We start from the raw sequence: 20,319 nt of genomic DNA on the forward strand, positions 1-20,319 counted from the left end.
AGAAGAACAAGGACAATCTGGACCGGTTGCTTTCGCTGATGCCGCCGACGGTGCGCTACCTGGCGAACTCCTGGGGCGGCAGCGGACCGTACGGCGACGTCGGCCTCCCGTGGCTGTTCCCGGACAACTGGTTGTGCTTCGCCAACGCGATCGAGGGGTGCCAGGGATGAGCTTCGCCAAGACCGTCAAACTCCGTTCCCTCGCCAAGCTGCTGCTGGTCAGCGCGGCCGCACTGACCGTCGGAAGCTGCTCGCTGGTGCCGACCTCGGTGAACAACGCGCTGGGCCAGACGATTCGGATCACCGCGGACTTCGAGAACATCGCGGGCATCTACGAGGGCAACCCGATCACCGTGCTCGGGCTCGATGTCGGCAAGGTCGAGAAGATCGTGCCGAAGGGCACCCTCGTCGAGGTGCACATGTCGATCGACAACGACGTGAAGATTCCGAAAGACGCGATGGCGGCGATCATTTCGCCGTCCATCGTGACCGACCGGCACGTCGAGCTCACCCCGGTCTACACCAAGGGCGACACGCTGGCCGACGGTGCGCACCTGCCGCTGGCCAAGACCAGGACGCCGGTAGAGCTGGACACGATGATCAAGACCATCGATCAGTTCGCCGCCGCGCTCAAGCCGGAACCGGGCAGCGAAGGCATCGGCCCGCTCTCGGGCCGGGTGCTGTACCCGATGGTGAACGGCAACGGCGAGAAGATGCGTGACACGCTCAACGCCCTGTCCAGCGCGCTGAAGATCGGTGTCGACAACAAGGACGCGGTGTCCAACATCATCGTGAAGCTGAACGAGCTGACCACGATGCTGGCCGACAACGACCAGTCGGTGCGCGATTTCAGCAACCGGATGACCCAGCTCACCGGGCTGCTCGCGGAGCAGTCCCCCGGTCTGCAGGCGACGTTGAACCAGATCAACGACTTCCTCGCCAACACCAGCACGACCCTGGTGCAGTACCAGGACCAGCTGGCGGGTTCGATGGCCGGACTCACCAATGTCACCCAGCAATTGCGTGACAACGCCTACGGCATCACCGAGGTCGTCGACGTGGCGCCGCTGGCCTTCCAGAACGTCGACAAGATCATGAACCGCGAGCACGGCTACGTGCGCCTGCACGCGGTCATCGGCACGGCCCTGACCGGCGACATCCTGAGCCTGTTCTGCGAACGCATCCAGATGAAGGCGGAGGGCTGCCGTACCGGATACGGCCAGGACTTCGGGCCGGACTACGGCCTCACCGCAGCGCTGCTCGGACTGACGAAATGACGTATCGAATGACGATCAAGGCACGACGGGCGCTGATGGCGGTGGCGGCGGTGGCGGCCGTGTCGGTCACCGCCGGGTGCGGTCTCACGGTGGAGAAGCTGCCGCTGCCCAAACCGGGTGTCGGCGGCGAAACCTACACCGTCCACGCGGTTTTCGAGAACGCGCTGAACCTGCCCGATCAGGCGAAGGTGAAGATCGGCGGCTCGGATGTCGGCGTGGTCTCCAAGATCACGACCAAGAACTTCCAGGCGGTCGTCGACCTGCAGATCAGCAAGGACATCGAGTTGCCCGAGGGCAGCACGGCCGAGCTGCGCCAGGCCACTCCGCTCGGTGACGTGTTCATCGCGGTGTCCAAGCCGAAGACCGAGGCGGGCACGACCATGCTGCGCGACGGCGCCACCCTCGGGCTGGACAAGACCTCCGCGGGCGCGACCGTCGAACAGCTGCTGATCTCGATCTCCATGCTGTTCAACGGCGGCGGCGTCGCCAGCCTGAGCAAGCTGACCTCGGAGCTGGACTCCATCGTCGGCGGGCGCGGCGGCCAGCTTTCCCACCTGATCACCGAAATGACCGGGGTGATCGGCAGTTTGAACGACAACAGCGCGAAGGTGGACGGGGTGCTGACCGAGTTCAGCGCGCTGGCCAACACCATCGAGACCCGGCGCAACGAACTCGGCCAGGTGGCCGACACGCTGCCGCAGATGATCGGTGCGATCGCCGAGAACAACCGCGCCATCGGTGATCTGCTGACCAAGGTGTCGACCACCAGCGCCGCACTCGGCGACTACGCCAACACCTCCGGCGAGCAGCTCGGCAGTCTGCTGGACAACACCCGCCAGCTGATGGACGCGCTCTCGGCCACCGGCGACAACCTCGAGATCCTGCTCGATCGGGCACATGTGTTGCGGCCCAAGCTCGACGCGACCTTCAAGGGCAAGAGCTTCGCGGTCTACGCCACCGCGACCAACCTCGACCTCAGCGCGCTGACCGACCCGGAGCACGGCAGGCTGCAGAACGTGCAGGATCTGCAGGACTTCGCGGGCAGCCTGATCCAGGTGCTGCAGATCGTGCAGTCCCGAGTGCAGGGGGGTCACCGGTGATCGTGAAGCTCAAGGAGCACAAGCTGATCCTGTCGACCATCGGCCTGGTGCTGGTGTTCGTCATCGGCGCCGCCTATCTGATGGTGAGCGTCATGCGGGTCAACCCGTTGCGGTCCAACTACACCGTCACGGTGAACCTGGATCGATCCGGCGGGCTGCAGCCGGGCAACGACGTGACGTTGCGCGGCTATCGCATCGGCAAGGTGACCTCGATCGAACTCACCGATCGCGGCCAGGCCATCGCGGCGTCGGCCCAGATCGAGAGCAAGTTCAAGATCCCGGTCGACACCGATATCTCGGTGCAGGCGCTCTCCGGTGCGGGCGAGCAGTACATCGACTTCCGACCCGGCACCGAGCAGGGCCCGTACCTCGGCGACGGCGCGGTGATCAAGTTCGATGCCGCCAAGATCAAGACCCCGACCCCGGTCTGGTCCGTGCTGGACAATTCCAGCGCCCTCATCGCGCAGGTCGACCCGGACAAGTTCGGCGTGATCCTCAGCGAGCTCGACACCGCGCTCAGCGGCGGCCCGGATCAGTTGCGCGGCATGGTCAACGGCATCAGCCTGGCCATGGCCGGTTTCGACAGCCTGTTGCCGCAGACCACCAACTTGATCAGCAACCTGCGCACCATCGCGGAGACCACCTCCAACGCCCAGCCCGACCTCGCCACGCTGACCCGCAACTCCGGGACGCTGTTCGAGCAGTTCAACAACGCGAACGCCGAACTGCAGGGCGTGCTGGAGCGGGCGCCGGGGCAGCTGGCCGGGCTCGGTGCGGTGCTCGACAAGACCAGCGACCCGATCACCAGCCTGGCCGCCAACTTCTCGGCGATGACCAAGGCCGCGCAGCTGCGGTTGCCCGCGCTGCGCGCGCTGTTCCCCTCGCTCGCGGCCGGTGCCGAGGCGCTGGGTGTGCCGGCGCACGACGGCGAGTTCCACGCGATCCTCGATCTGTGGCCGCGCCCGTTCTGCACCTACAACACCCCGCAGATCCGTAACGAGACTGTGCAGGACGGCTCGATTCCGAAGTGGAACTACTGCGAGAATCCGCCTCCTGGCATGTACATTCGCGGCGCCGCGAACGCGCCGCGGCCAGATGTGCCGAACAACGGCGCGCACATGCCGCCGGGTGTCGATCCGAACGAACGGACCATGCCCCCGGTGCGGTGAGTGGCCCCCGGCCCCGCGTCGATCGCGCGGGTCCGGGCATACTCGCCGGTAGAACGCGTACGGTTCGCCCGAGATGCGGGCCCGTCAGTCGATCGGTGCGCCCGCGCGCCGGGAAAGTGCAGGTTTGTATCGATGTCCACCGACGACGCCGACACCACCAAGGACGCCGAGACCGCGGCCGATGCCACGAAGGATGCGGGCGAGCGGCCCGAGCCCGCGGCAGCCGCGCCCGAGCTGTCCAAGACCGAGGCGGCACCGGCCGACGAGGCCGACAAATCCGAGCGGGTCGCCACGCCCAAGACCGATCTCGGTAAGGGCGCGGGCCAAGCGGCCGCGTCGGGCCGGTCCGGCTCGGTGCCGCTGATCGCGGCCTTCGTGGCGGGCGTGCTCGCGGTCGCGGCGATCACCGCGGTGGTGGTGTTCTTCCTGCAGGGCAAGGATCGCGGCGACAAGCTCGACGCGATCCGGGACGCGACCAACGCCGCGTGCTCGTTCGGCAAGGACGTTTCGATCTACGACTACTCCAAGGACCTCGACGGCTACTTCACCAAGGTGAAGGCCGGCGCGAGCGGCGAATTCCTGAAGGAGTTCGACGACGCGACCAAGGCGCTCAAGGACGCCATGGTGCAGGCCAAGGTGAAGTCCTGGGTGGACGACGTGCAGTGCGGTTACCAGTCCGGCGACAAGACCTCGGCGAACGTGCTCGTCACGCTGACGCAGTACCGGACCAACTTCACCCAGTCGAACCCGGAGCGGCAGTTCGTCGTGGTGATCGCGCAGCTCACCAAGTCCGGCGACAAGTGGCTGGTCGAGAAGCTCGATTCGCCGATGCTGAAGGGCGCGGGCACCGGCCTGCCCGGCGCGCCCGCCCCGGCGCCGAACGCGCCTGCCGGACCGGAGGGTCAGCCCGCTCCGACCGAGCCGCCCACCCCCGCCCCGGGCAACTGATCCCGGGACGGTAACGCACCGAGCGCCTCCGGCGGTGGGCCGAGCCACCACCGCCGGAGGTCATTCGGGCGGCCATTCCTCGAAATCAGAACAGCGTCAATGCCTGTGGCGCCGACGGCGCGGCCGCCTTCCCCGCGGCCTGTCCCGACACGGCAGCCGGTGTGCGTAACCGTTCGGGCTTCTGCTGCAACACTTCCGGCACCGCCGGCGCTTCTTCCACAGTCACCGCGGGGATTTCCGCGGTGTTCGCCTCGGCGACGGCTGCCGAGGCGGCCGCCTTCCGAGCCGCTTCTCCGGCAAGCGCGTCGGCCTGCTCGTTGAAGTAGTTGCCGACATGGCCACGGACCCAACGGAATCGAACCGGGCCGGGCCTGCTGGCGATTGCTTTGTCGATCTGGCGGATGAGTTCGACGTTCTTCACGGCGCCGCCGGTCGAGGTGCGCCAGCCGTTGAGCCGCCAGCTGGAGATCCACTCCGACGCGCACTTGATCGCGTAGAGCGAATCGCTTTCGATCAGTAGAGGTTCCGAACCGGGATGGGCGAGAATCGCTTCCAGTACCGCGCGCAATTCCGCGACCTGGTTCGTGCCGGACGCGCCGCCGCCGCTGGCCGAGGAGCCCTGATGATTGACCCACGCCCAGCCGATGGCGCCGCCGGGGTTGCGCAGGCAGGATCCGTCGGTGCTCACGATGATCATGGCTGGCACCCTACGCAATCCGACCGACAAGATCGGTACCGTGGAATTCTTCTATCTCCCTTCGCAATTGGGACTCGGTGCGGCGGAGCGCCGATTTCACGGCGGAATCCACCAGACCGACGCAGAGGCGCCCCGCGAAGCCGCGCGGTGGACTGTACTCCGCCTCCGACGTCAGCACCGACCTCCCGTAACCGAGTGGGTCGAAGCGCAGCGTCAGAGTCCCCGATAAACGCCCACGCAGCGTATACCCGATCACGACGTTGCGGCGATATTCGGTGACCTCGCATGTCATGGCCGGCCGCCAGACCATCAGCAGCCGGGTGGCGGCGGTGAACGTGGCGCCGAGGCCGTGGTCGAGCTCCCCGTCGGGTTCGAAGCCGGCGACGCCGAACATCCAATCCGGTACGAACAGATGGTTGTTCGTATAGGTGAAGGCGACCTCGACAGGCGCTCCGACGTCACTCGCGTACTTGATATGGCCCATGGGCCCTCCCATTTCCACGACTGGCGTTAAAAGTACTACAGCTCTCCTCTTTATTGGCGGGGTTGCGCGGTATTTGGCACAGGCCTTTTTCGCATGGCGACCGGGCGGTTGCTTGGTTGCTCGCGGCCGGTCAACCGGCTTATAGAACCGTCTGGTCTGTTCTCTGGGTCAGAGCTGAGCGACGATGTGCTCGGCGATCGGCATCGCCGAGGTGGCCGCGGGCGACGGCGCGTTGAGCACGTGCACCGAGCGCGGCGTGCGCTCGATCATGAAGTCGTGCACCAGGGTGCCGTCGCGCAGCACCGCCTGCGCGCGGATGCCCGCCTCGCGCGGCCGCAGATCCGCCAGCGTCAACTCGGGGCAGTATTTGCGGCACTCGGCCAGATAGCCCCGCTTGAACACCGAGTTGCGCAACTCGCGCAGCCCGGTCCGGATATTGGCCCTGGCCACCCGGTGCACCCCGGGAAACCCGAGCACGGCGCCGGCGTCCTTGGCGTCGAAACTGCCCTTGCGATAGCCCTCTCTGGCCAGCCCGAGGACCGCGTTCGGACCGACGGTCAGGGTGCCGTCGATGGTCGGGCTGAGGTGGACGCCGAGGAACGGCAGCTCCGGGTCGGGAATCGGATAGATGAGCGTGCGCACCAACCCGGCCCGTTCCGGCGGCAGCTGATAGTACTCGCCGCGGAACGGCACGATCCGAAAGTCGTTGCGCAGCCCGGCCATCCGGGCCAGCCGATCGGCCTGCAGGCCCGCGCACACCACCAGGGTCCGCGCCGACCACGAGCCGGCCGGTCCGGCCGCGGTGACCGCGCTGTCGGTCTCGGTGAGCGCGGTGACCTCGGCGCCGAACACCAGTTCCCCGCCCGCCGCGGCGACCTCGGCGGCCAGCGCGGCGGTGATCCGGGTGTAGTCGACGATGCCGGTGTCCGGCACGAACAACGCGCCGACACCGCGCACCTTCGGCTCCCGCCTGCGGAGTTCGGTGGCATCGATCAGCTCGACCGCCACCCCGTTGGTCACCGAGCGCTCATGCAGCGCCAGCATCCGCTGCTGCTCGGCCGCATCCGTGGCGACCAGCAGCTTGCCGCAGACCTCGAACGGAATCCCTTGGGCCGCCGCGAATTCCTTCGTCCAGCGCGCGCCCTGGCGGCACAGTCGCGCCTTCAGGCTGTCCGGCGGATAGTAGATGCCCGAGTGGATGACCCCGCTGTTGTGCCCGGTCTGGTGCGTGGCCAGGGCGGCGCCCTTCTCCAGCATCACCAGGGTCGCGCCGGGGTGTTTGCGCAGGATGCGGTGCGCGGTGGCCACCCCGACGATGCCACCACCGATCACGCAGAAGTCGTACATGCTGTGCGGCATACGAGCACCCTAGGGGCTACACCGTGACGCTGGGTTGCCCACCGTGCGGGGTGCCTCCGCCCGACAGCGCGGCAGCGGGTTCGGGCGCCACGGATTCGTCCGGCCCGGCGGTCGCGCCGGTGCCCGCCTGCGCGGCGCGATCGATCCGCAGATCGTGCTCGCCGAGCTCCGGGTCGGTCAGCAGCAGCACGACCGCGCCACTGCGCGTGTCGAATTCGGTGCGCAGCCGGGTGACCGCTGTCGTGTCCCGCCGCGGGTCGGCGGGCAGCAAACCGGTGAGCACGGTTACTGCGTTGGTATCGACCGTCAGTGAGATCGTGTCGTCGGGCACCGCGGCGAGTTGCGCGCCGACGTAGGTGTCGCCGAACCGCAGCCGGCCGCCGACACCGGCGTTATGCGTGGTGAATGTCGAATGCAGCTGCGGGTCAGTCACTTTCGGGGCCACCTCGACGACACCGCGCGGCTGTGCGAGCACGGGCAGTTCGTGACTGCCCGCGGTGAGCACGGTCTCGGCGTGCACGGGCTCGCCGTCGAATTCCTCGGCGGGCAACGCCGGTGGTGCGGCGGCCGGGCCCGCGGGCCGCTCGGTCTCGGCGATCTGGTGCACGATGTAGGCGCCCGCGACCACGGTGAGACTGAGGCTCGCGGCACCGGCGAGCACGACCGCGGCATGCCGCGCGATATGGGCAGGCTTGTGTGTTCTCACGATGCGTTCCTTCCGTCCGCTCAGTTCCCTGGCAGCAGCCCGCATCATTGAAAGCCGTACAGTTGTCCAGGTTACGGCGCGGGCCCGGAGCGTGCCGGGTCCGGGAGAGCAGGATCACATCGCGGTGCGGACCGGTCGCCGGGCATCGATCCCGAATCGTCGGAGTCGTTTATGTTTCCAGCAGGTCGAGCGCGGGTAACCATTAGTTCAGCTGGCGAGCGTCATTCTCGACTGCCACATCGAGACACCCGGCCAATGGCGTCCGGCCGATACGAACGGCGCACCCAAGTGTGGCGCTCGCCGGCTCCCGAATCCTCGGAATTGGTCGGGTGCCGACGACGGCCGGATGCATACATCCGGCCGTCGTTGTCGTCGGGGGGAAGGTCAGGCGAACTGTCCGGCGGTCCGGCCCGCGCCCGTCGGCCCGGCGAAAGCCTGTGCGAGGGTGAGCCATTCGGCGGCGTCCGGACCCGTGGCGACGATCGCGAGATCGTCCGGGTGGCGGCGCTGGGTCACCAGCAGGCAGAAATCGAGCGCTGGTCCGCTCACCCGCTGTGCGGCGTCCTCGGGGCCCCAGGACCAGCTCGTGCCGTCGGGCGCGGTCAGTTCCACCCGGAATTCCGCAGCAGGCGCGGTCTTTCCGTGCACGGTGTAGGCGAAGTTCCTGGTGCGGACGCCGATATGGGCGACCGTGCGCAGCCGGGCGGTCGGCTCTCGGGTGACGCCCAGGGTGTCGGCCACGTCCTGGCCGTGCGCCCAGGTCTCCATGATGCGGGCGGTGATCATCGAGGCCGCGCTCATCGGCGGGCCGAACCAGGGCAGCTTGGTGCCCGCGGGCACCGCACGCAATGCGTCGGTGAGTGCTTTGCGGCCTCGGTGCCACCGGTCCAGGAGTTCCGCGGCGGGTGCGGTCGCGGCCTCCTCGGCCGCGTCGTCGACGAAGGTCAGCACCTTCGGTCCGGCCTCGGTCACCAACCGCTGGAATTCCACGGCATCGGTGGCGGCGACCGTGGCGATCTCGTCGGTCCAGGCCAGATGGCCGATCTGATGGGCGATGGTCCAGCCGGGCGCCGGGGTGGCGCGAGTCCACTCGGCGGCCGCCAGCGGGGCGACGATTCGTTCCAGATCGGCGCATTCCGCGGCGAAATCGCCGAGCAGCGCTTCGAGGTCAGCCATCTGTTCCCCAGCTCCTTACCCGCCGGGCACACCGCCTCGGGTGCCCGCGCCGGTTCAGCATCGCAGCGGCCTCAGAAAAATGCAAGCACGCGTGCTTGTATTTGGTGCCGCGGCTTCACCAGCCGAAGACGATCAGGTGCGAGGCGCCGACCACGAGTCCGAGCACCGCACCGTGCAGGTAGAGCAGCCACGCGTCCTGCTCGACCGAGGCATAGAACATCTCCATGAACTCCCCCGGCGTCAGCTGCCGCAGCTTGCGGGCCGCGAACACATCGATGGTCTTCGCCTGCTCGAGCGTGAACTCCTCGTCCTCGACCAGCGTCGGCGCCAAGCCGACCGCCGCGCCGGCCGCCCCGGCCTTGAGATTGTCGAACTGGCGTCGCCCGAGCGCCGCGCGGACGAACGAGGTGGTCGGGCCGAGCTGCCGGTGGATCTCGTCGGAGACCAGTCGTTCCAGCAATTGACGGGTCTTGTCACCGTTGGGGCCGTCCAGCAGTTCCTTGGACAGGTTCGGCAGGGTGAGCACCTGGTAGGCCAGAATGTGCGCGAGATCGGTCGCCGCCTGCGGCTGCCGTTTGGCCAGCAGGGCCTGCTGCCACAGGTACTTGTACCAAGGTTGCGGATCGCCGGGCTCGAACACCATTTTCACCGCGATGACGTTCACGATCACCCCGATCGCCGCCGAAGCGAGCAGCACGATCACCCACCCCGGCACCCAGCCCAGCACCGGAATCCGGTGGTGCACATGCATGTACAGCGCCAGCGCGAGCCCGAACGGCGCGCCCAGCAGGCCGATCCGGACCATGAACCGCAGCTCGGGCGCCGCGATCGTCGTGGTCAGATCCTTGAGGATGTCCGGGTTGTCTTGCAGGTACCGAATGACGAAGCTCTTGATATCGATCAGCTGATCGACGTTGTCGCCGAGCGATTCGAACGCGCGCCGCGAGAGCGCGGGCAGCTCGCGGTCCACCCGCTGGTAGATGATCTGCTTGGCGGCGCGCGGGACCGTGCGCCACAGGTCCGGGTTCTCCCGGTACATCAGTTCGTCGACCAAGGGCTGCACCTGTTTACGGGCGAGCACCGCGACGTAATCCGCGATGCCGTCCAGGTCCAGTTCGTGGATGAAATCGCGCGGGCTGCCGATCCGCATCAGCGCCTTGTCCACGCAGATGCTGGCCATCTTCTCGGCCCGCGCCGGAATGAAGCCCTGGAAACCCAATCGGCGCCCGTCCCCGGAGAACGTCGGCAGCACCTGCACCCGGCGCGGGAAATACGGGTAGAGCACGTGCAGTCCCGGGATCCGGAAACCGCGAAACCGCACCGGCCAGAACAACATCAGCACGCCGGTCCAGTTGGTGAGCCAGCCCGCCAGCGCGCTGAAGATCGGGAACGTGATCAGGTCGACCACGAACTTGGACTGGCCGGTCAGCTCCTCCCAATCGATGAACACGCCAGCGGCGAGCGAACTCATCGATGGATCTCCCTAGGCCGAACCGACGGAACCGCCGGTATGAGGTATCAAGGCCCCAACATTGTCATTGCGCCGAAGCGAGTGTCAACGCGGCCCGGGGTTATCGACAGGACGGGGTCACGGCACACGGATACCGGAACCCGCACCGGCTTCCTGCACCCACTCCAGCAGCACGCGTTGCCGGCGCAGCTGTAGCCGGCGGCTGTACTGACCGCTCAGCTGTTCCGCCTTGCGGGCCTTGCGCCTGCTGCGCCGGGTCACCAGCGTGCTCAGCTCGCCGGCCGGCGCGATGCCGCGGGTCACCGCCCAGTCCACCACGGCGCGGAACCAGGCTCGCTCGGTGTGCACCACCCAGGCGTAGACCGCGGCGAAGATCAGCACGTACAGCACCGTGCGCAGCAGGATCGAGCCGACCGGGACGTGCGCGGGGCTCGGTGCGTCCCAGCCGAAATGCAGTGCGGCGCCGAGCAAGTAGCACAGCAGGAAGGCCTGGGCGCGCCGCCGGGCCGGCCAGTCCGTGCGCGCCACCGCCAGCACGATGCCGATCCCGGCCAGCGCGGTGAGCATCCAGTGCGAGGTGACCCCGGTGAGCAGCCGCACGATGCCGACCAGTACCGCGTAACCCGGATCATGCTGTGCGGACAGCAATCCGGCGTTGGCCTCGTAGGTGAGATTCTCGACCACCTGGAATCCGAGGCCGGTACAGCCGCCGAGCAGCAGCCCGTGCATCGGCCGGTACAGCAGCGGCCGGGCCAGACAGGCCACCGCGAAAACGCCGACGCCCTTCACCGCCTCCTCCACGATCGCCGCGGAGATCGGGGCCTGCCAGTCGATGGCGAACGCGTCGCCCGCCAGGTTCTGGATCACCCGCATGTTGTGGTCGTTGGCGAACATCGCGATGCCGGGGCCGGCCAGCGCGCCCCAGAGAAAGCCGAGCAGCAGCGGCGCCCGGATCCGCCGACGGGCCCGGAGCCGATCCAAATGCAGTACCAGCCAACCGAATACGGCCAGGGTGGCCAGCGTGAACGGCAGTCCGACCAGGACGTCACGCCAGTTCAGCGCCACCACCGGCGCCAGCTGCACGATCAGCCCGGCCAGGCCGAGCACCGCGATCAGCCAATACGACCAGAACAGCGCCGACCTCGGCCGCCACCACCGCAGCGGCGTGGCCGTCGTGCTCATCGCCGCACTCGCAGGGTCTCGACGAGCGGGGTCAGCTCGGCCAGGGTGGCGTCCGCGCCGATCAGCACCAGCGTGACGGCCAGGTTGTCGTTGCCGAGGATGGCGCACACCCCGGCACGGTCCGTGCCGCGACAGGTCGGTCCGCCGAAACCGTTGGGCGTCTTCATCTCTCCGCCGTCGAAGGAGCCGTCGAAGCCTTGCACGCCGAGCACCCGTAACCGCCATGCGGCCGCCGCGGGGAAGTCCGTGACGCCGTCCACCACGCTGACCGCCAGGCGCGCGCCGCTCGGCGCCACCAGCACCGCGGTGGTCTGGTCGCCGGTCGGCCTGCGCTGCCAGCCGCCGACGCCTCCGAATTCGATCGTGTCCGGCGCCTCCCCCGGTGCGGTGAGCGCGATCTCGGCGTCGGGGGCCAGCGTCGTCTCCCGCACCGGCACGAGCGCGGCGAGCACCGTTGGGACCACGATCAGCGCGGCGACCACCGCGAGCAGTACCGCGGCCGGTCCGCCGTCGCGGCTCGATCCCGTCATACCGTGCTCCCCTCGGCGCAGCTTTACCGAGAAACCGCGTCCGACCTGCGGCGCAGCCGGATCAACGATAGAACAGGACGGACCGGTTCGGTGGGACGCGAGCCGCGTATCGCGCGTGGACCGTGCAGATCGGAAACAACCGTAAACAATCCGTAAGCCCCCTCCGGCACTGTGAACGCACACCAGAACAGCGGGCCCGCACCGGGCCCGGCCGCGAAAGGAAAACCCGATGCGCAAGCTCAAGCTCCAGGTCCAGACCACCGTCGACGGCTACATGGCGGGCCCGAACGGCGAGATGGACTGGATGACGTTCCCCTGGACCAACGACGTCGGCGCCTACATCGCCAAGATCATGGAGCCGGTCGACACCATCGTGCTCGGCCGCAACCTGGCCGAGGGCTTCATCCCCACCTGGGCCTCCCGGACCCCGGAGGACGGCGAAGATCAGGAAACCATCGACTGGATGAACAACACCCCCAAGGTCGTCATCTCCAACTCGCTCACCGAATCCCCCTGGGAGAACGCCACGGTCGCGGGCGGTGACCTGGCCAAGATCATCACCGATCTGAAGTCCCAGCCCGGCGGCGATCTGATCGTCTACGGCGGCGGCACCCTGGTCTCGGCCCTGCTCGCCGAGGAACTCGTCGACGAAATCCACCTCTTCGTCAACGCCACCGCCATCGGCACCGGCATGCCGGTCTTCGCCCCCGGCGCCTACCAGCGCCTGCGCGCCGCCGGCGCCACCCCCTTCGACTGCGGCATCGTCGCCCTGCACTTCGAGCCGCAGCGTTCGTGACCCCTGCGCCCCCCGGACCCGGGTGAGCTACCCGCACCCGGTTCGGGACGTCACGGCCCGCGTCGTCTTCGCCGTCAGCGAACACCGGGATCGGGCGGAACAAAGGGGGTGGGGGTGGGGTTGAGTTGGTATCGCTCAACTTTTGGAAGGGTCGAAGACGTGACTACACCTCAGAACTTGCCGGTGCTGTTCCTGACCGATCCGATCGTGCTGCCGGGCATGGTCGTGCCCATCGAACTGGACGAATCGGCGCAGGCCGCGATCGATGCCGCGCGAGCCGCCAAGACGGACGCCGTGCTGCTCGCGCCGCGCCTGACCGAGGGCTACGCCTCCTACGGCGTGGTCGCCACCATCGAACAGGTCGGCCGGATGCGCGGTGGCGCGCCCGCGGCCGTGTTGAAGGCCGAACGGCGCGCGAAGATCGGGCACGGGGTCACCGGGCCGGGCGCCGCGCTGTGGGTCGAGGCCGAACCGGTCGAGACGCCGGCCGCGGACGGCCGGACCAAAGAGCTGGCCGCCGAGTACAAGAAGCTCGTGGTCTCGGTGCTGCAGCGCCGCGAGGCCTGGCAGATCATCGACGCGGTCAACCAGCTGACCGACCCGTCCGCGATCGCCGACACCGCGGGCTACGCGCCGTACCTGACCAACGATCAGAAGCGCGAACTGCTCGAAACCCCCGACGTCACCCAGCGGTTGCACACGCTGATCGAGTGGACCAAGGACCACATCGCCGAGGCCGAGGTCACCGAGAAGATCAGTGACGACGTCCGCGAGGGCCTGGAGAAGAGCCAGCGCGAGTTCCTGCTGCGCCAGCAGCTCAACGCGATCCGCAAGGAACTCGGCGAGGACGAACCCGACGGCGCCGACGACTACCGCACCCGGATCGAGCAGGCCGACCTGCCCGACAACGTGCGCGAGGAGGCCTTGCGCGAGGTCGGCAGGCTGGAGCGGGCCAGTGATCAGAGCCCGGAATCCGGCTGGATCCGGACCTGGCTGGACACCGTGCTCGAACTGCCGTGGACGGTGAAAACCACGGATAGCACCGATGTCTCGGCCGCCCGCGCGGTGCTGGACGCCGATCACCACGGCCTGGACGAGGTGAAGGACCGGATGGTCGAGTACCTGGCCGTGCGTTCGCGGCGCGCCGCCCGCGGTCTGGAGGTCGTCGGCGGGCGTGGCTCCGGTGCGGTGCTCGCGCTGGTCGGTCCGCCCGGTGTCGGCAAGACCTCGCTCGGTGAGTCCGTGGCGCGGGCCATGGGCCGCGAGTTCGTGCGGGTCGCCCTCGGCGGCGTGCGCGACGAGGCCGAGATCCGCGGACACCGGCGCACCTACGTCGGCGCGCTGCCCGGCCGGATCGTGCGCGCCATCAAGGAGGCGGGATCGATGAATCCCGTTGTCCTGCTGGACGAGATCGACAAGGTCGGCTCGGACTTCCGGGGTGACCCGGCGGCCGCGCTGCTCGAGGTGCTGGATCCGGCGCAGAACCACACGTTCCGCGACCACTACCTCGACCTGGATCTCGACCTGTCCGACGTGCTGTTCATCGCCACCGCCAACGTGATGGAGACCATCCCCGGCCCGCTGCTGGACCGGATGGAACTGATCACCGTCGACGGCTACACCGAGGACGACAAGGTCGCCATCGCGCGCGACTTCCTGGTGCCGCGGCAGCTGGAACGTAACGCGCTGACCGCCGACGAGGTGCTCGTGACCGACGCGGCGTTGCGCGAGATCGCGGCGAACTACACCAGGGAAGCCGGCGTGCGGCAGATGGAGCGGCTCATCGCGAAGGCGTTGCGCAAGGCCGCGACTCGGCTGTCCGAGGGCGGAACCGGCACGGCGACAGCCGAATCCGAGGTCGTCGACCTCGGCTACGGCGCGGACCTGGGCTACGACGCGCTGGTGCGGTCCGAGCAGTCGCTGACGATCGACCTCGGCGATCTCAAGGACTACCTGGGCCGTCCCCGGTTCACCCCGGACTCGGTGGAACGCACCGCGGTTCCGGGTGTGGCCACCGGACTCGCGGTCACCGGGCTCGGCGGCGACGTGCTCTACATCGAGGCCAACGCCGCGGAGGGTGAGCGGTCGCTGACCCTGACCGGGCAACTGGGTGACGTGATGAAGGAGTCCGCGCAGATCGCGCTGACCTACGTCCGCTCGCATCTGGAGGAGATCGGCATCGAGCCTTCGGTGCTGGATCGCAATATCCACGTGCACTTCCCGGCGGGCGCGGTGCCCAAGGACGGTCCGTCGGCGGGCGTCACGATGGTCACCGCCCTGGTGTCGCTGGCACTGGATCGCCAGGTGCGCGCCGATGTCGGCATGACCGGTGAGGTCACGCTGAACGGCAGGGTGCTGCCGATCGGCGGGGTCAAGCAGAAGCTGCTCGCCGCGCAGCGAGCCGGCCTGAAGACGGTGTTCATCCCGGCCCGCAACGAGCCGGACCTGGACGACGTCCCGGCCGAAGTGCTTGCCGCACTGGACGTCCGCCCGGTCGGCGACGTGGCCGAGATCCTGGCCTACGCCATCGAGCCGGTCGCCGAACCGGCGCTGGACGGACCGGCCTTCGCGGCCAGCGCCTGATCCGGAGCCGAAGGGCCGGGCACACGGTGCCCGGCCCTTCGCCGTGTCACCGGGACGCAAGCCCGGTGCAAGCGGCTGCGACCAGGGTGGGCGCATGACATCCACGCAGCACACACCGGTACTCATCGCCGGCGGCGGCCCGGTCGGGCTGTGCGCCGCGCTCTTTCTCGAATACCACGGCGTCCCTTTTATTCTGGTCGAGAAGCGAACGGCGGCGTCGGCGCTGCCGCGCTCGCGCGGCCTGCACGTGCGGACCGTCGAGCTGTTCCGGCAGCTCGGCATCGAAACGAAGGTGCAGCAGGTCGCGGCGGGCGTGCTGAAGGCGGGACATTTCGGCGGCGCGAGCCGGGGCGCCACGCTGACCACGGCCGAGCGACTGGATCTCACCGCCTTCGTCCGCGGCCTGGCGCAGCACGATCCCAGCCCGTCGTCCTTCTGTTTCCTGCCGCAGGCCGAACTGGAGCCGTTGCTCGCCGAACTCGCCCGCACGCGCGGCGGCGACCTGCGCTTCGGCGTCGAGCTGGTGGACGTGGCGGCCGATGACGACGGCGTCACGGCGACCCTGCGGGACCGGGACGCGGGCACCACGATCGTCCGGGCGGATTATCTGATCGCCGCCGACGGTGGCGGCAGCTCGATCCGGCGGCGGCTCGGCATCACCGGTTGGACGCTGCCACCCACGCACCACTACATCAACACCTTCGTCCGGACCGACCTCACCGACGTGCTGCACGGACGGACGTTCAGCCAGTGCGAGATCGTCAACGACGCGGTGCGCTGCCTCGTGCTCACCAAGAACAACACCGACGAGTGGTCGTTTCACCTGGAATACGACCCGGCGCAGGCGAGTTCGTCCGATTACACCGGGCAACGCTGCGTCGAGTTGGTGCGCGCGGCGATCGGCGTCGCCGACATCGATGTCGAACTGCTCGGCCGAACCGCCTGGGACACCGGTGTTTTCGTGGCCGACGAGTACCGTCGCGGCCGCGTCTTCCTCGCCGGTGACGCCGCGCACCGGCACGCGCCGTGGGGCGGCTACGGCGCCAACACCGGAATCGCCGACGTACACAACCTGACCTGGAAGCTGGCGACGGTGCTGTCCGGCACCGCGGGCCCGGACCTGCTCGACAGCTACCAGGCCGAACGCCGTCCGCGTGCGCTCGTCGCGGCCGAACAGGCCCGGCTCGGCACCGATTTCGACACCCGGTACGCCGTTCCCACGCCGGACAACGCGGCCGATCTCGCCAGGCAGCTGAGCACCGACGCCGTGATGACCAGGTTCCGATACTGCTCGGCCGCGCTGTTCGGCGGCGCGCCAGGCGAAGCGCACGTCGATCGGCTCACCGGTCAGGTCGGTACCAGGGTGCCGCACCAGTGGATCGATCGGGCGCAGCAGATTTCGACGCTGGACTTGAACGGGCCGGGGTTCGCCCTGATCGTCACGGGCACGTCGGCGGCGTGGCGGGACGCGGTCTGGGCAGCCCAGTGGGACACCGGTATCGACATCACGGTGCACGCGATTCCGACCGTGGAGTGGGCCGCGTGCACCGGCTTGCCGGAAGGCGGTGCGCTGCTCGTCCGGCCGGACGGCATCGTTGCCGGTCGGTCCGACGCGGGCCTGCACCCCGGGTCGCTCGCCGCGGTCTTGCGCCGCATCGTCGGTATCCCCGCGGGCGTCGAGAATTCCTACGGCACAGCCGATGCCGACGATGCCCGGACCACGGCGGACGGACCTGTGGCACACCATCGCACGGTGGCGAATTCCTGAACAAGACCGGGCCGGGCAACCCCTCGTCTGCTCGGCCCGGCCCGGGTTACGCGTCGTGGGTCGCGAGCGCGCGGTCGACCACCCGCGTGGTGCCCTGCGCCACCGCGCACAACACCCTTGTGCCATCGGCACTCTCGGCGTAGATCTCGCAGCGGACCACCGCTTGGCGGCGGGTCGCGTCGGTGACCGTCGCCTCGGCCCGCAGTCGCACTCCGGCGGCCGGGCGCAGATAGGTGATGGTGAATCCACCGGTGAGCACGTTGGCGCCGAGTGCGGTGCCGGCCGCGAAGGTGAGCGCGTTGTCGGCCGCGTAGGACAGCACGCCGCCGTGCACGAAGCCGAATTGCTGGCCGAGTTCGGGTCGGATCGGGATGGTGAGGGTCACGGTGCCGGGACCGAAACCGGTGATCTCGGTGCCGACCAATTCGGCGAAAGGCTGTGCGGCAAGGACCTTTTCGGCGAGGTCCAGGTCGATGGGCGTGGTCATGAGCTGCCTTTCGTGCGCGTGCCGGAGCCCGGCCGCGCGGCATCGGAGGGTGTCGCGGCCAGGCTCAGCCAGGCGGCTTCGGCGAGTTCACCGGCGACGTCGAGGGGGCTGGCCGCTACTGCGCCGCTGAGCCACTGCCGCGAATACTCTTGCGTCGCACCGAGCCACAGCGCGTAGACCAGATCCAGCGGCAGGTCGCGGACCGCGCCGTAGCCCGCGTGCGTGCGCCACCAGCGGGCGACATCGCGCAGGAACTCGCGATTGCTCTCGCTCTCGCGCACGCCCGGCGGCCGAGCGGACAGGAGAACCTGTGCCCGGTACTGGTTTTCGGCCACCCAGCGCAGGTGCTCGCGGACTCCGGCCGTGACGCCCGCGCGCGCGTCGGCGCTCTCGCTCACCACCGCCCAGAAATGCCGCTGGTAGTCGGCCAGCGCGTGCGCCCACACCTGGCGGTAGAGCTCGGCCTTGTCCGGGAAATGGTGATAGAGCGCGCCGACGCTCGCGCCCGCGGCCTCGCGGATCTGCGCCAGGGTCGCCTCCAGCGCGCCCCGTTCCGCGAACTGCCGCTCGGCTGCCAGCAGCAACCGATCTCGAATCTTCACAACCAGAATTTAGTTCTGTTTTCGCGGCAAGGCAATGGTGCGCGCGGAGTTCGAGGAAACGTCAGACGGTGGGGCGCGGACGGCCGCGTAGCCAGTCCGCGAAGGAGCGCCGCGGCCGGCGCGGATACTTCGCGAGCAGGGTGCCCGAACGGACCTGCCCGTCGACCCGCAGCAGCGGCGCACCCGGCCGCACCGGCCCGATCGCCTTGTTCCGCACGCTGCCGCTCTTGCTCTGCACGCGATCGAGATCGACCCACCAGCCGCGCGGCACCAGCAGCGTGATCTTGCCGGACCCGACCGCCGCGTGCACCGTGACCTCGCGATGCGGGCAGATCGCCTGTGTGAAGTCGATGACGATACTGCCGGACGAACATTCGGCGGTGATCTCGGCCGGGACGATCCACTGCCCCGCCTTCTTACGGGTGCCGCTGCCCGTGCGCAATTCGATCGGCTCCCCCGCGACGGCGGCGCTCGGCAGATCCGAGGTCACGGCCGCCAGGTCGGCGCTGGTCTGCGCGGAGTAGACCAGGACCAGTCTGCGGTCCAGTTCGGGCAGGTCCAGCCGGCCCTCCTCGACCGCGAGGTGCAGCAGCCGCGCGGCGGTCTCCCGGTCGGCGTCGCCCACTCGGATCGCGGGCAGTCGAGCGGGCTGGGCTGCGGGCACATCGGGCACCCGGGCGCTGCCCGTCGGATCGCCGCCGCGCCGCTTCGCCATCGATTGCCCCCTTGTTCCGGATCAGGAAAATGGTACGTCCGGGGACCGCTCGCGGCCGCCGTCAGCAGCCGATCGTGCGGAAATCCGCTGCATGTCGCCCCTGTGCGGTAAGACGGAGCTATGGCCAGATGGCTGTTGCACGTCGATCTCGATCAGTTTCAGGCGGCGGTGGAGTTCCGCCGCCATCCGGAACTGCGCGGCCTGCCGGTCATCGTCGGCGGCAACGGCGATCCGACCGAGCCGCGCAAGGTGGTCACCTGCGCGTCCTATCCGGCGCGTGCGTACGGCGTCCGGGCGGGCATGGCGTTGCGCAGTGCGCAGCGCAAATGTCCGGAAGGGGTGTTCCTGCCGTTGGACATGGCCACCTACGAGGAGGCCTCGGACGAGGTCATGTCGCTGCTGCGCACCTTTCCCGGCCGGGTCGAGGTGTGGGGCTGGGACGAGGCATTCCTCGCCGCCGACACCGATGACCCGGAGGCGCTGGCCGCCGAAATCCGCAGCGCCATCGAGGAATTGGAGCTCACCTGCGCGGTCGGCATCGGTGACAACAAACTCACCGCCAAGCTCGCCACCGGTTTCGCCAAGTCCACCGGCAAGACCGCCGCCGGACCGGACACGGGTGCGGGTGCGGCCGCCGGGGTCTTCCGGCTCACCGCCGCGAACTGGACCGAGGTGATGGCGCACCGTCCCACCAACGCGCTGTGGGGCATCGGCGCGCGGATCGCCACCCGCCTCGCCGACCTCGGCATCGAAACCGTCGCCGACCTCATGGCCGCGGACCGGCAGCGCCTGGCCGCCGAGTTCGGCCCCACCACCGGCCCGTACCTCTGGGTGCTCGGCCACGGCAAAGGCGACACCGACGTCACCACCGAACCGCGAGTTCCGGTGGGCCGCAGCAAATCCGAGACGTTCCCGCGGGACCTCACCGAGCCGGGCGAGATCCGCGCCCAGGTCGCCCGGCTGGCCACCGAGGTCGCCGAGGAGATGGCCGAGGCGGGCCGGATCGGCACCCGGGTCTCGGTCACCGTCCGGACCAACACCTTCTACACCCGCAGCAAGCAGGAAAAGCTGCGGGTGCCCACCATCGACCCCGCCGAGATCAGCGAGACCGCGCTGCGCATCGTCGATCGCTTCGACCTCACCCGCCCGGTGCGGCTGCTCGGCGTGCGGCTCGAACTCGTCCCGGAGTAGGTGCGAGGACCGCTTCACCGGTTGAGATCGGCGCGGTCCGAAGCCGGGCTCCGGACGCGCTGTCCCACTAAGCTCGTCC

At 68.8% G+C, this 20,319-nt stretch carries 19 protein-coding genes; 8 read left to right on the plus strand and 11 right to left on the minus strand.

Annotation, left to right across the window (positions count from 1 at the left end; all coding sequences use genetic code 11):
• Nucleotides 1-166: 166 nt before the first annotated feature.
• The 4 genes from NBRGI_RS41135 to NBRGI_RS41150 all read left to right on the plus strand — a co-directional run bounded on the left by NBRGI_RS41135 (nt 167) and on the right by NBRGI_RS41150 (nt 4,493).
• Nucleotides 167-1,276, plus strand: a complete 1,110-nt coding sequence (locus NBRGI_RS41135; RefSeq protein ID WP_029903464.1) for an MCE family protein — start codon at nt 167-169, stop codon at nt 1,274-1,276.
• Nucleotides 1,277-1,284: 8 nt separating this feature from the next.
• The gene (locus tag NBRGI_RS41140; RefSeq protein WP_029903465.1) at nt 1,285-2,376 is read left to right on the plus strand and encodes an MCE family protein; all 1,092 of its coding nucleotides are present in this window, start codon (nt 1,285-1,287) and stop codon (nt 2,374-2,376) included.
• A complete protein-coding gene (locus NBRGI_RS41145) occupies nt 2,373-3,545 on the plus strand; it encodes an MlaD family protein (RefSeq protein WP_029903466.1) in 1,173 nt (390 codons plus the stop codon). Before NBRGI_RS41140 ends, NBRGI_RS41145 begins: the two co-directional genes overlap by 4 nt.
• 132 nt (nt 3,546-3,677) lie before the next feature.
• Complete coding sequence (locus NBRGI_RS41150) at nt 3,678-4,493, plus strand: hypothetical protein (protein WP_029903467.1); 816 nt, start codon at nt 3,678-3,680, stop codon at nt 4,491-4,493.
• 85 nt (nt 4,494-4,578) lie between these two features.
• On the opposite strand, the gene NBRGI_RS41155 is transcribed toward NBRGI_RS41150, so the two are convergent.
• The 8 genes from NBRGI_RS41155 to NBRGI_RS48415 all read right to left on the minus strand — a co-directional run bounded on the left by NBRGI_RS41155 (nt 4,579) and on the right by NBRGI_RS48415 (nt 12,098).
• Nucleotides 4,579-5,190 (minus strand): ribonuclease H family protein, encoded by a 612-nt coding sequence (locus NBRGI_RS41155; RefSeq protein ID WP_029903468.1) that lies wholly within the window; start codon nt 5,188-5,190, stop codon nt 4,579-4,581.
• Nucleotides 5,191-5,200: 10 nt separating this feature from the next.
• Nucleotides 5,201-5,674 carry an SRPBCC family protein gene (locus NBRGI_RS41160; protein ID WP_029903469.1) on the minus strand — a complete coding sequence of 158 codons (474 nt, stop codon included), beginning with the start codon at nt 5,672-5,674 and terminating at the stop codon, nt 5,201-5,203.
• 168 nt (nt 5,675-5,842) lie between these two features.
• Nucleotides 5,843-7,033 (minus strand): L-2-hydroxyglutarate oxidase, encoded by a 1,191-nt coding sequence (gene lhgO, locus NBRGI_RS41165; RefSeq protein ID WP_036562722.1) that lies wholly within the window; start codon nt 7,031-7,033, stop codon nt 5,843-5,845.
• A gap of 16 nt (nt 7,034-7,049) precedes the next feature.
• Entirely contained in the window at nt 7,050-7,739 is a 690-nt protein-coding gene (locus tag NBRGI_RS41170) for a hypothetical protein (RefSeq protein ID WP_148311158.1), read from the minus strand.
• A gap of 384 nt (nt 7,740-8,123) precedes the next feature.
• The gene (locus tag NBRGI_RS41175; RefSeq protein WP_029903475.1) at nt 8,124-8,915 is read right to left on the minus strand and encodes a TIGR03084 family metal-binding protein; all 792 of its coding nucleotides are present in this window, start codon (nt 8,913-8,915) and stop codon (nt 8,124-8,126) included.
• A gap of 115 nt (nt 8,916-9,030) precedes the next feature.
• Nucleotides 9,031-10,386, minus strand: a complete 1,356-nt coding sequence (locus NBRGI_RS41180) for a hypothetical protein (protein ID WP_029903476.1) — start codon at nt 10,384-10,386, stop codon at nt 9,031-9,033.
• A 117-nt stretch (nt 10,387-10,503) separates the two neighbouring features.
• Nucleotides 10,504-11,568: a PrsW family intramembrane metalloprotease gene (locus NBRGI_RS45770; protein ID WP_029903478.1), complete on the minus strand. Its 1,065-nt coding sequence runs from the start codon at nt 11,566-11,568 to the stop codon at nt 10,504-10,506.
• On the minus strand, nt 11,565-12,098 hold the full coding sequence (locus NBRGI_RS48415) for a hypothetical protein (RefSeq protein WP_029903480.1): 534 nt from the start codon (nt 12,096-12,098) through the stop codon (nt 11,565-11,567). The genes NBRGI_RS45770 and NBRGI_RS48415 overlap by 4 nt, the downstream gene beginning before the upstream one ends.
• A gap of 229 nt (nt 12,099-12,327) precedes the next feature.
• Between NBRGI_RS48415 and NBRGI_RS41195 the strand changes: the two genes are divergently transcribed.
• From NBRGI_RS41195 to NBRGI_RS41205, 3 genes are all read left to right on the plus strand, one after another.
• Nucleotides 12,328-12,894 (plus strand): dihydrofolate reductase family protein, encoded by a 567-nt coding sequence (locus NBRGI_RS41195; protein WP_029903482.1) that lies wholly within the window; start codon nt 12,328-12,330, stop codon nt 12,892-12,894.
• Between the two features lie 219 nt (nt 12,895-13,113).
• The gene (gene lon / locus NBRGI_RS41200) at nt 13,114-15,477 is read left to right on the plus strand and encodes an endopeptidase La (protein WP_063726386.1); all 2,364 of its coding nucleotides are present in this window, start codon (nt 13,114-13,116) and stop codon (nt 15,475-15,477) included.
• Nucleotides 15,478-15,571: 94 nt separating this feature from the next.
• Complete coding sequence (locus NBRGI_RS41205; RefSeq protein WP_063726384.1) at nt 15,572-17,245, plus strand: FAD-dependent monooxygenase; 1,674 nt, start codon at nt 15,572-15,574, stop codon at nt 17,243-17,245.
• A 46-nt stretch (nt 17,246-17,291) separates the two neighbouring features.
• On the opposite strand, the gene NBRGI_RS41210 is transcribed toward NBRGI_RS41205, so the two are convergent.
• The 3 genes from NBRGI_RS41210 to NBRGI_RS41220 all read right to left on the minus strand — a co-directional run bounded on the left by NBRGI_RS41210 (nt 17,292) and on the right by NBRGI_RS41220 (nt 19,049).
• Nucleotides 17,292-17,732 carry a PaaI family thioesterase gene (locus NBRGI_RS41210; protein ID WP_029903492.1) on the minus strand — a complete coding sequence of 147 codons (441 nt, stop codon included), beginning with the start codon at nt 17,730-17,732 and terminating at the stop codon, nt 17,292-17,294.
• Nucleotides 17,729-18,334 carry a TetR/AcrR family transcriptional regulator gene (locus NBRGI_RS41215; protein WP_029903494.1) on the minus strand — a complete coding sequence of 202 codons (606 nt, stop codon included), beginning with the start codon at nt 18,332-18,334 and terminating at the stop codon, nt 17,729-17,731. Before NBRGI_RS41215 ends, NBRGI_RS41210 begins: the two co-directional genes overlap by 4 nt.
• 61 nt (nt 18,335-18,395) lie before the next feature.
• Entirely contained in the window at nt 18,396-19,049 is a 654-nt protein-coding gene (locus tag NBRGI_RS41220) for a DUF1707 SHOCT-like domain-containing protein (protein ID WP_051728425.1), read from the minus strand.
• Nucleotides 19,050-19,169: 120 nt separating this feature from the next.
• On the opposite strand from NBRGI_RS41220, the gene NBRGI_RS41225 reads away from it, so the two are divergent.
• Entirely contained in the window at nt 19,170-20,240 is a 1,071-nt protein-coding gene (locus tag NBRGI_RS41225; protein ID WP_029903499.1) for a DNA polymerase IV, read from the plus strand.
• The last annotated feature ends 79 nt before the right edge of the window (nt 20,241-20,319 follow it).

This window comes from Nocardia brasiliensis IFM 10847 (assembly GCF_000710915.1).
Lineage (GTDB): Bacteria > Actinomycetota > Actinomycetes > Mycobacteriales > Mycobacteriaceae > Nocardia > Nocardia brasiliensis_A.

What these genes read in the sequence shown, in the direction of transcription:
- NBRGI_RS41210 (WP_029903492.1), bottom strand. Translation starts at nt 17,732, where the DNA reads ATGACCACGCCCATCGACCTGGACCTCGCCGAAAAGGTCCTTGCCGCA.
- NBRGI_RS41205 (WP_063726384.1), top strand. Translation starts at nt 15,572, where the DNA reads ATGACATCCACGCAGCACACACCGGTACTCATCGCCGGCGGCGGCCCG.
- NBRGI_RS41150 (WP_029903467.1), top strand. Translation starts at nt 3,678, where the DNA reads ATGTCCACCGACGACGCCGACACCACCAAGGACGCCGAGACCGCGGCC.
- NBRGI_RS41155 (WP_029903468.1), bottom strand. Translation starts at nt 5,190, where the DNA reads ATGATCATCGTGAGCACCGACGGATCCTGCCTGCGCAACCCCGGCGGC.
- NBRGI_RS41175 (WP_029903475.1), bottom strand. Translation starts at nt 8,915, where the DNA reads ATGGCTGACCTCGAAGCGCTGCTCGGCGATTTCGCCGCGGAATGCGCC.
- NBRGI_RS41140 (WP_029903465.1), top strand. Translation starts at nt 1,285, where the DNA reads ATGACGATCAAGGCACGACGGGCGCTGATGGCGGTGGCGGCGGTGGCG.
- NBRGI_RS45770 (WP_029903478.1), bottom strand. Translation starts at nt 11,568, where the DNA reads ATGAGCACGACGGCCACGCCGCTGCGGTGGTGGCGGCCGAGGTCGGCG.
- NBRGI_RS41180 (WP_029903476.1), bottom strand. Translation starts at nt 10,386, where the DNA reads ATGAGTTCGCTCGCCGCTGGCGTGTTCATCGATTGGGAGGAGCTGACC.
- NBRGI_RS41160 (WP_029903469.1), bottom strand. Translation starts at nt 5,674, where the DNA reads ATGGGCCATATCAAGTACGCGAGTGACGTCGGAGCGCCTGTCGAGGTC.
- lhgO (WP_036562722.1), bottom strand. Translation starts at nt 7,033, where the DNA reads ATGCCGCACAGCATGTACGACTTCTGCGTGATCGGTGGTGGCATCGTC.
- NBRGI_RS41135 (WP_029903464.1), top strand. Translation starts at nt 167, where the DNA reads ATGAGCTTCGCCAAGACCGTCAAACTCCGTTCCCTCGCCAAGCTGCTG.
- NBRGI_RS41220 (WP_051728425.1), bottom strand. Translation starts at nt 19,049, where the DNA reads ATGGCGAAGCGGCGCGGCGGCGATCCGACGGGCAGCGCCCGGGTGCCC.
- lon (WP_063726386.1), top strand. Translation starts at nt 13,114, where the DNA reads ATGGTCGTGCCCATCGAACTGGACGAATCGGCGCAGGCCGCGATCGAT.
- NBRGI_RS48415 (WP_029903480.1), bottom strand. Translation starts at nt 12,098, where the DNA reads ATGACGGGATCGAGCCGCGACGGCGGACCGGCCGCGGTACTGCTCGCG.
- NBRGI_RS41195 (WP_029903482.1), top strand. Translation starts at nt 12,328, where the DNA reads ATGCGCAAGCTCAAGCTCCAGGTCCAGACCACCGTCGACGGCTACATG.
- NBRGI_RS41225 (WP_029903499.1), top strand. Translation starts at nt 19,170, where the DNA reads ATGGCCAGATGGCTGTTGCACGTCGATCTCGATCAGTTTCAGGCGGCG.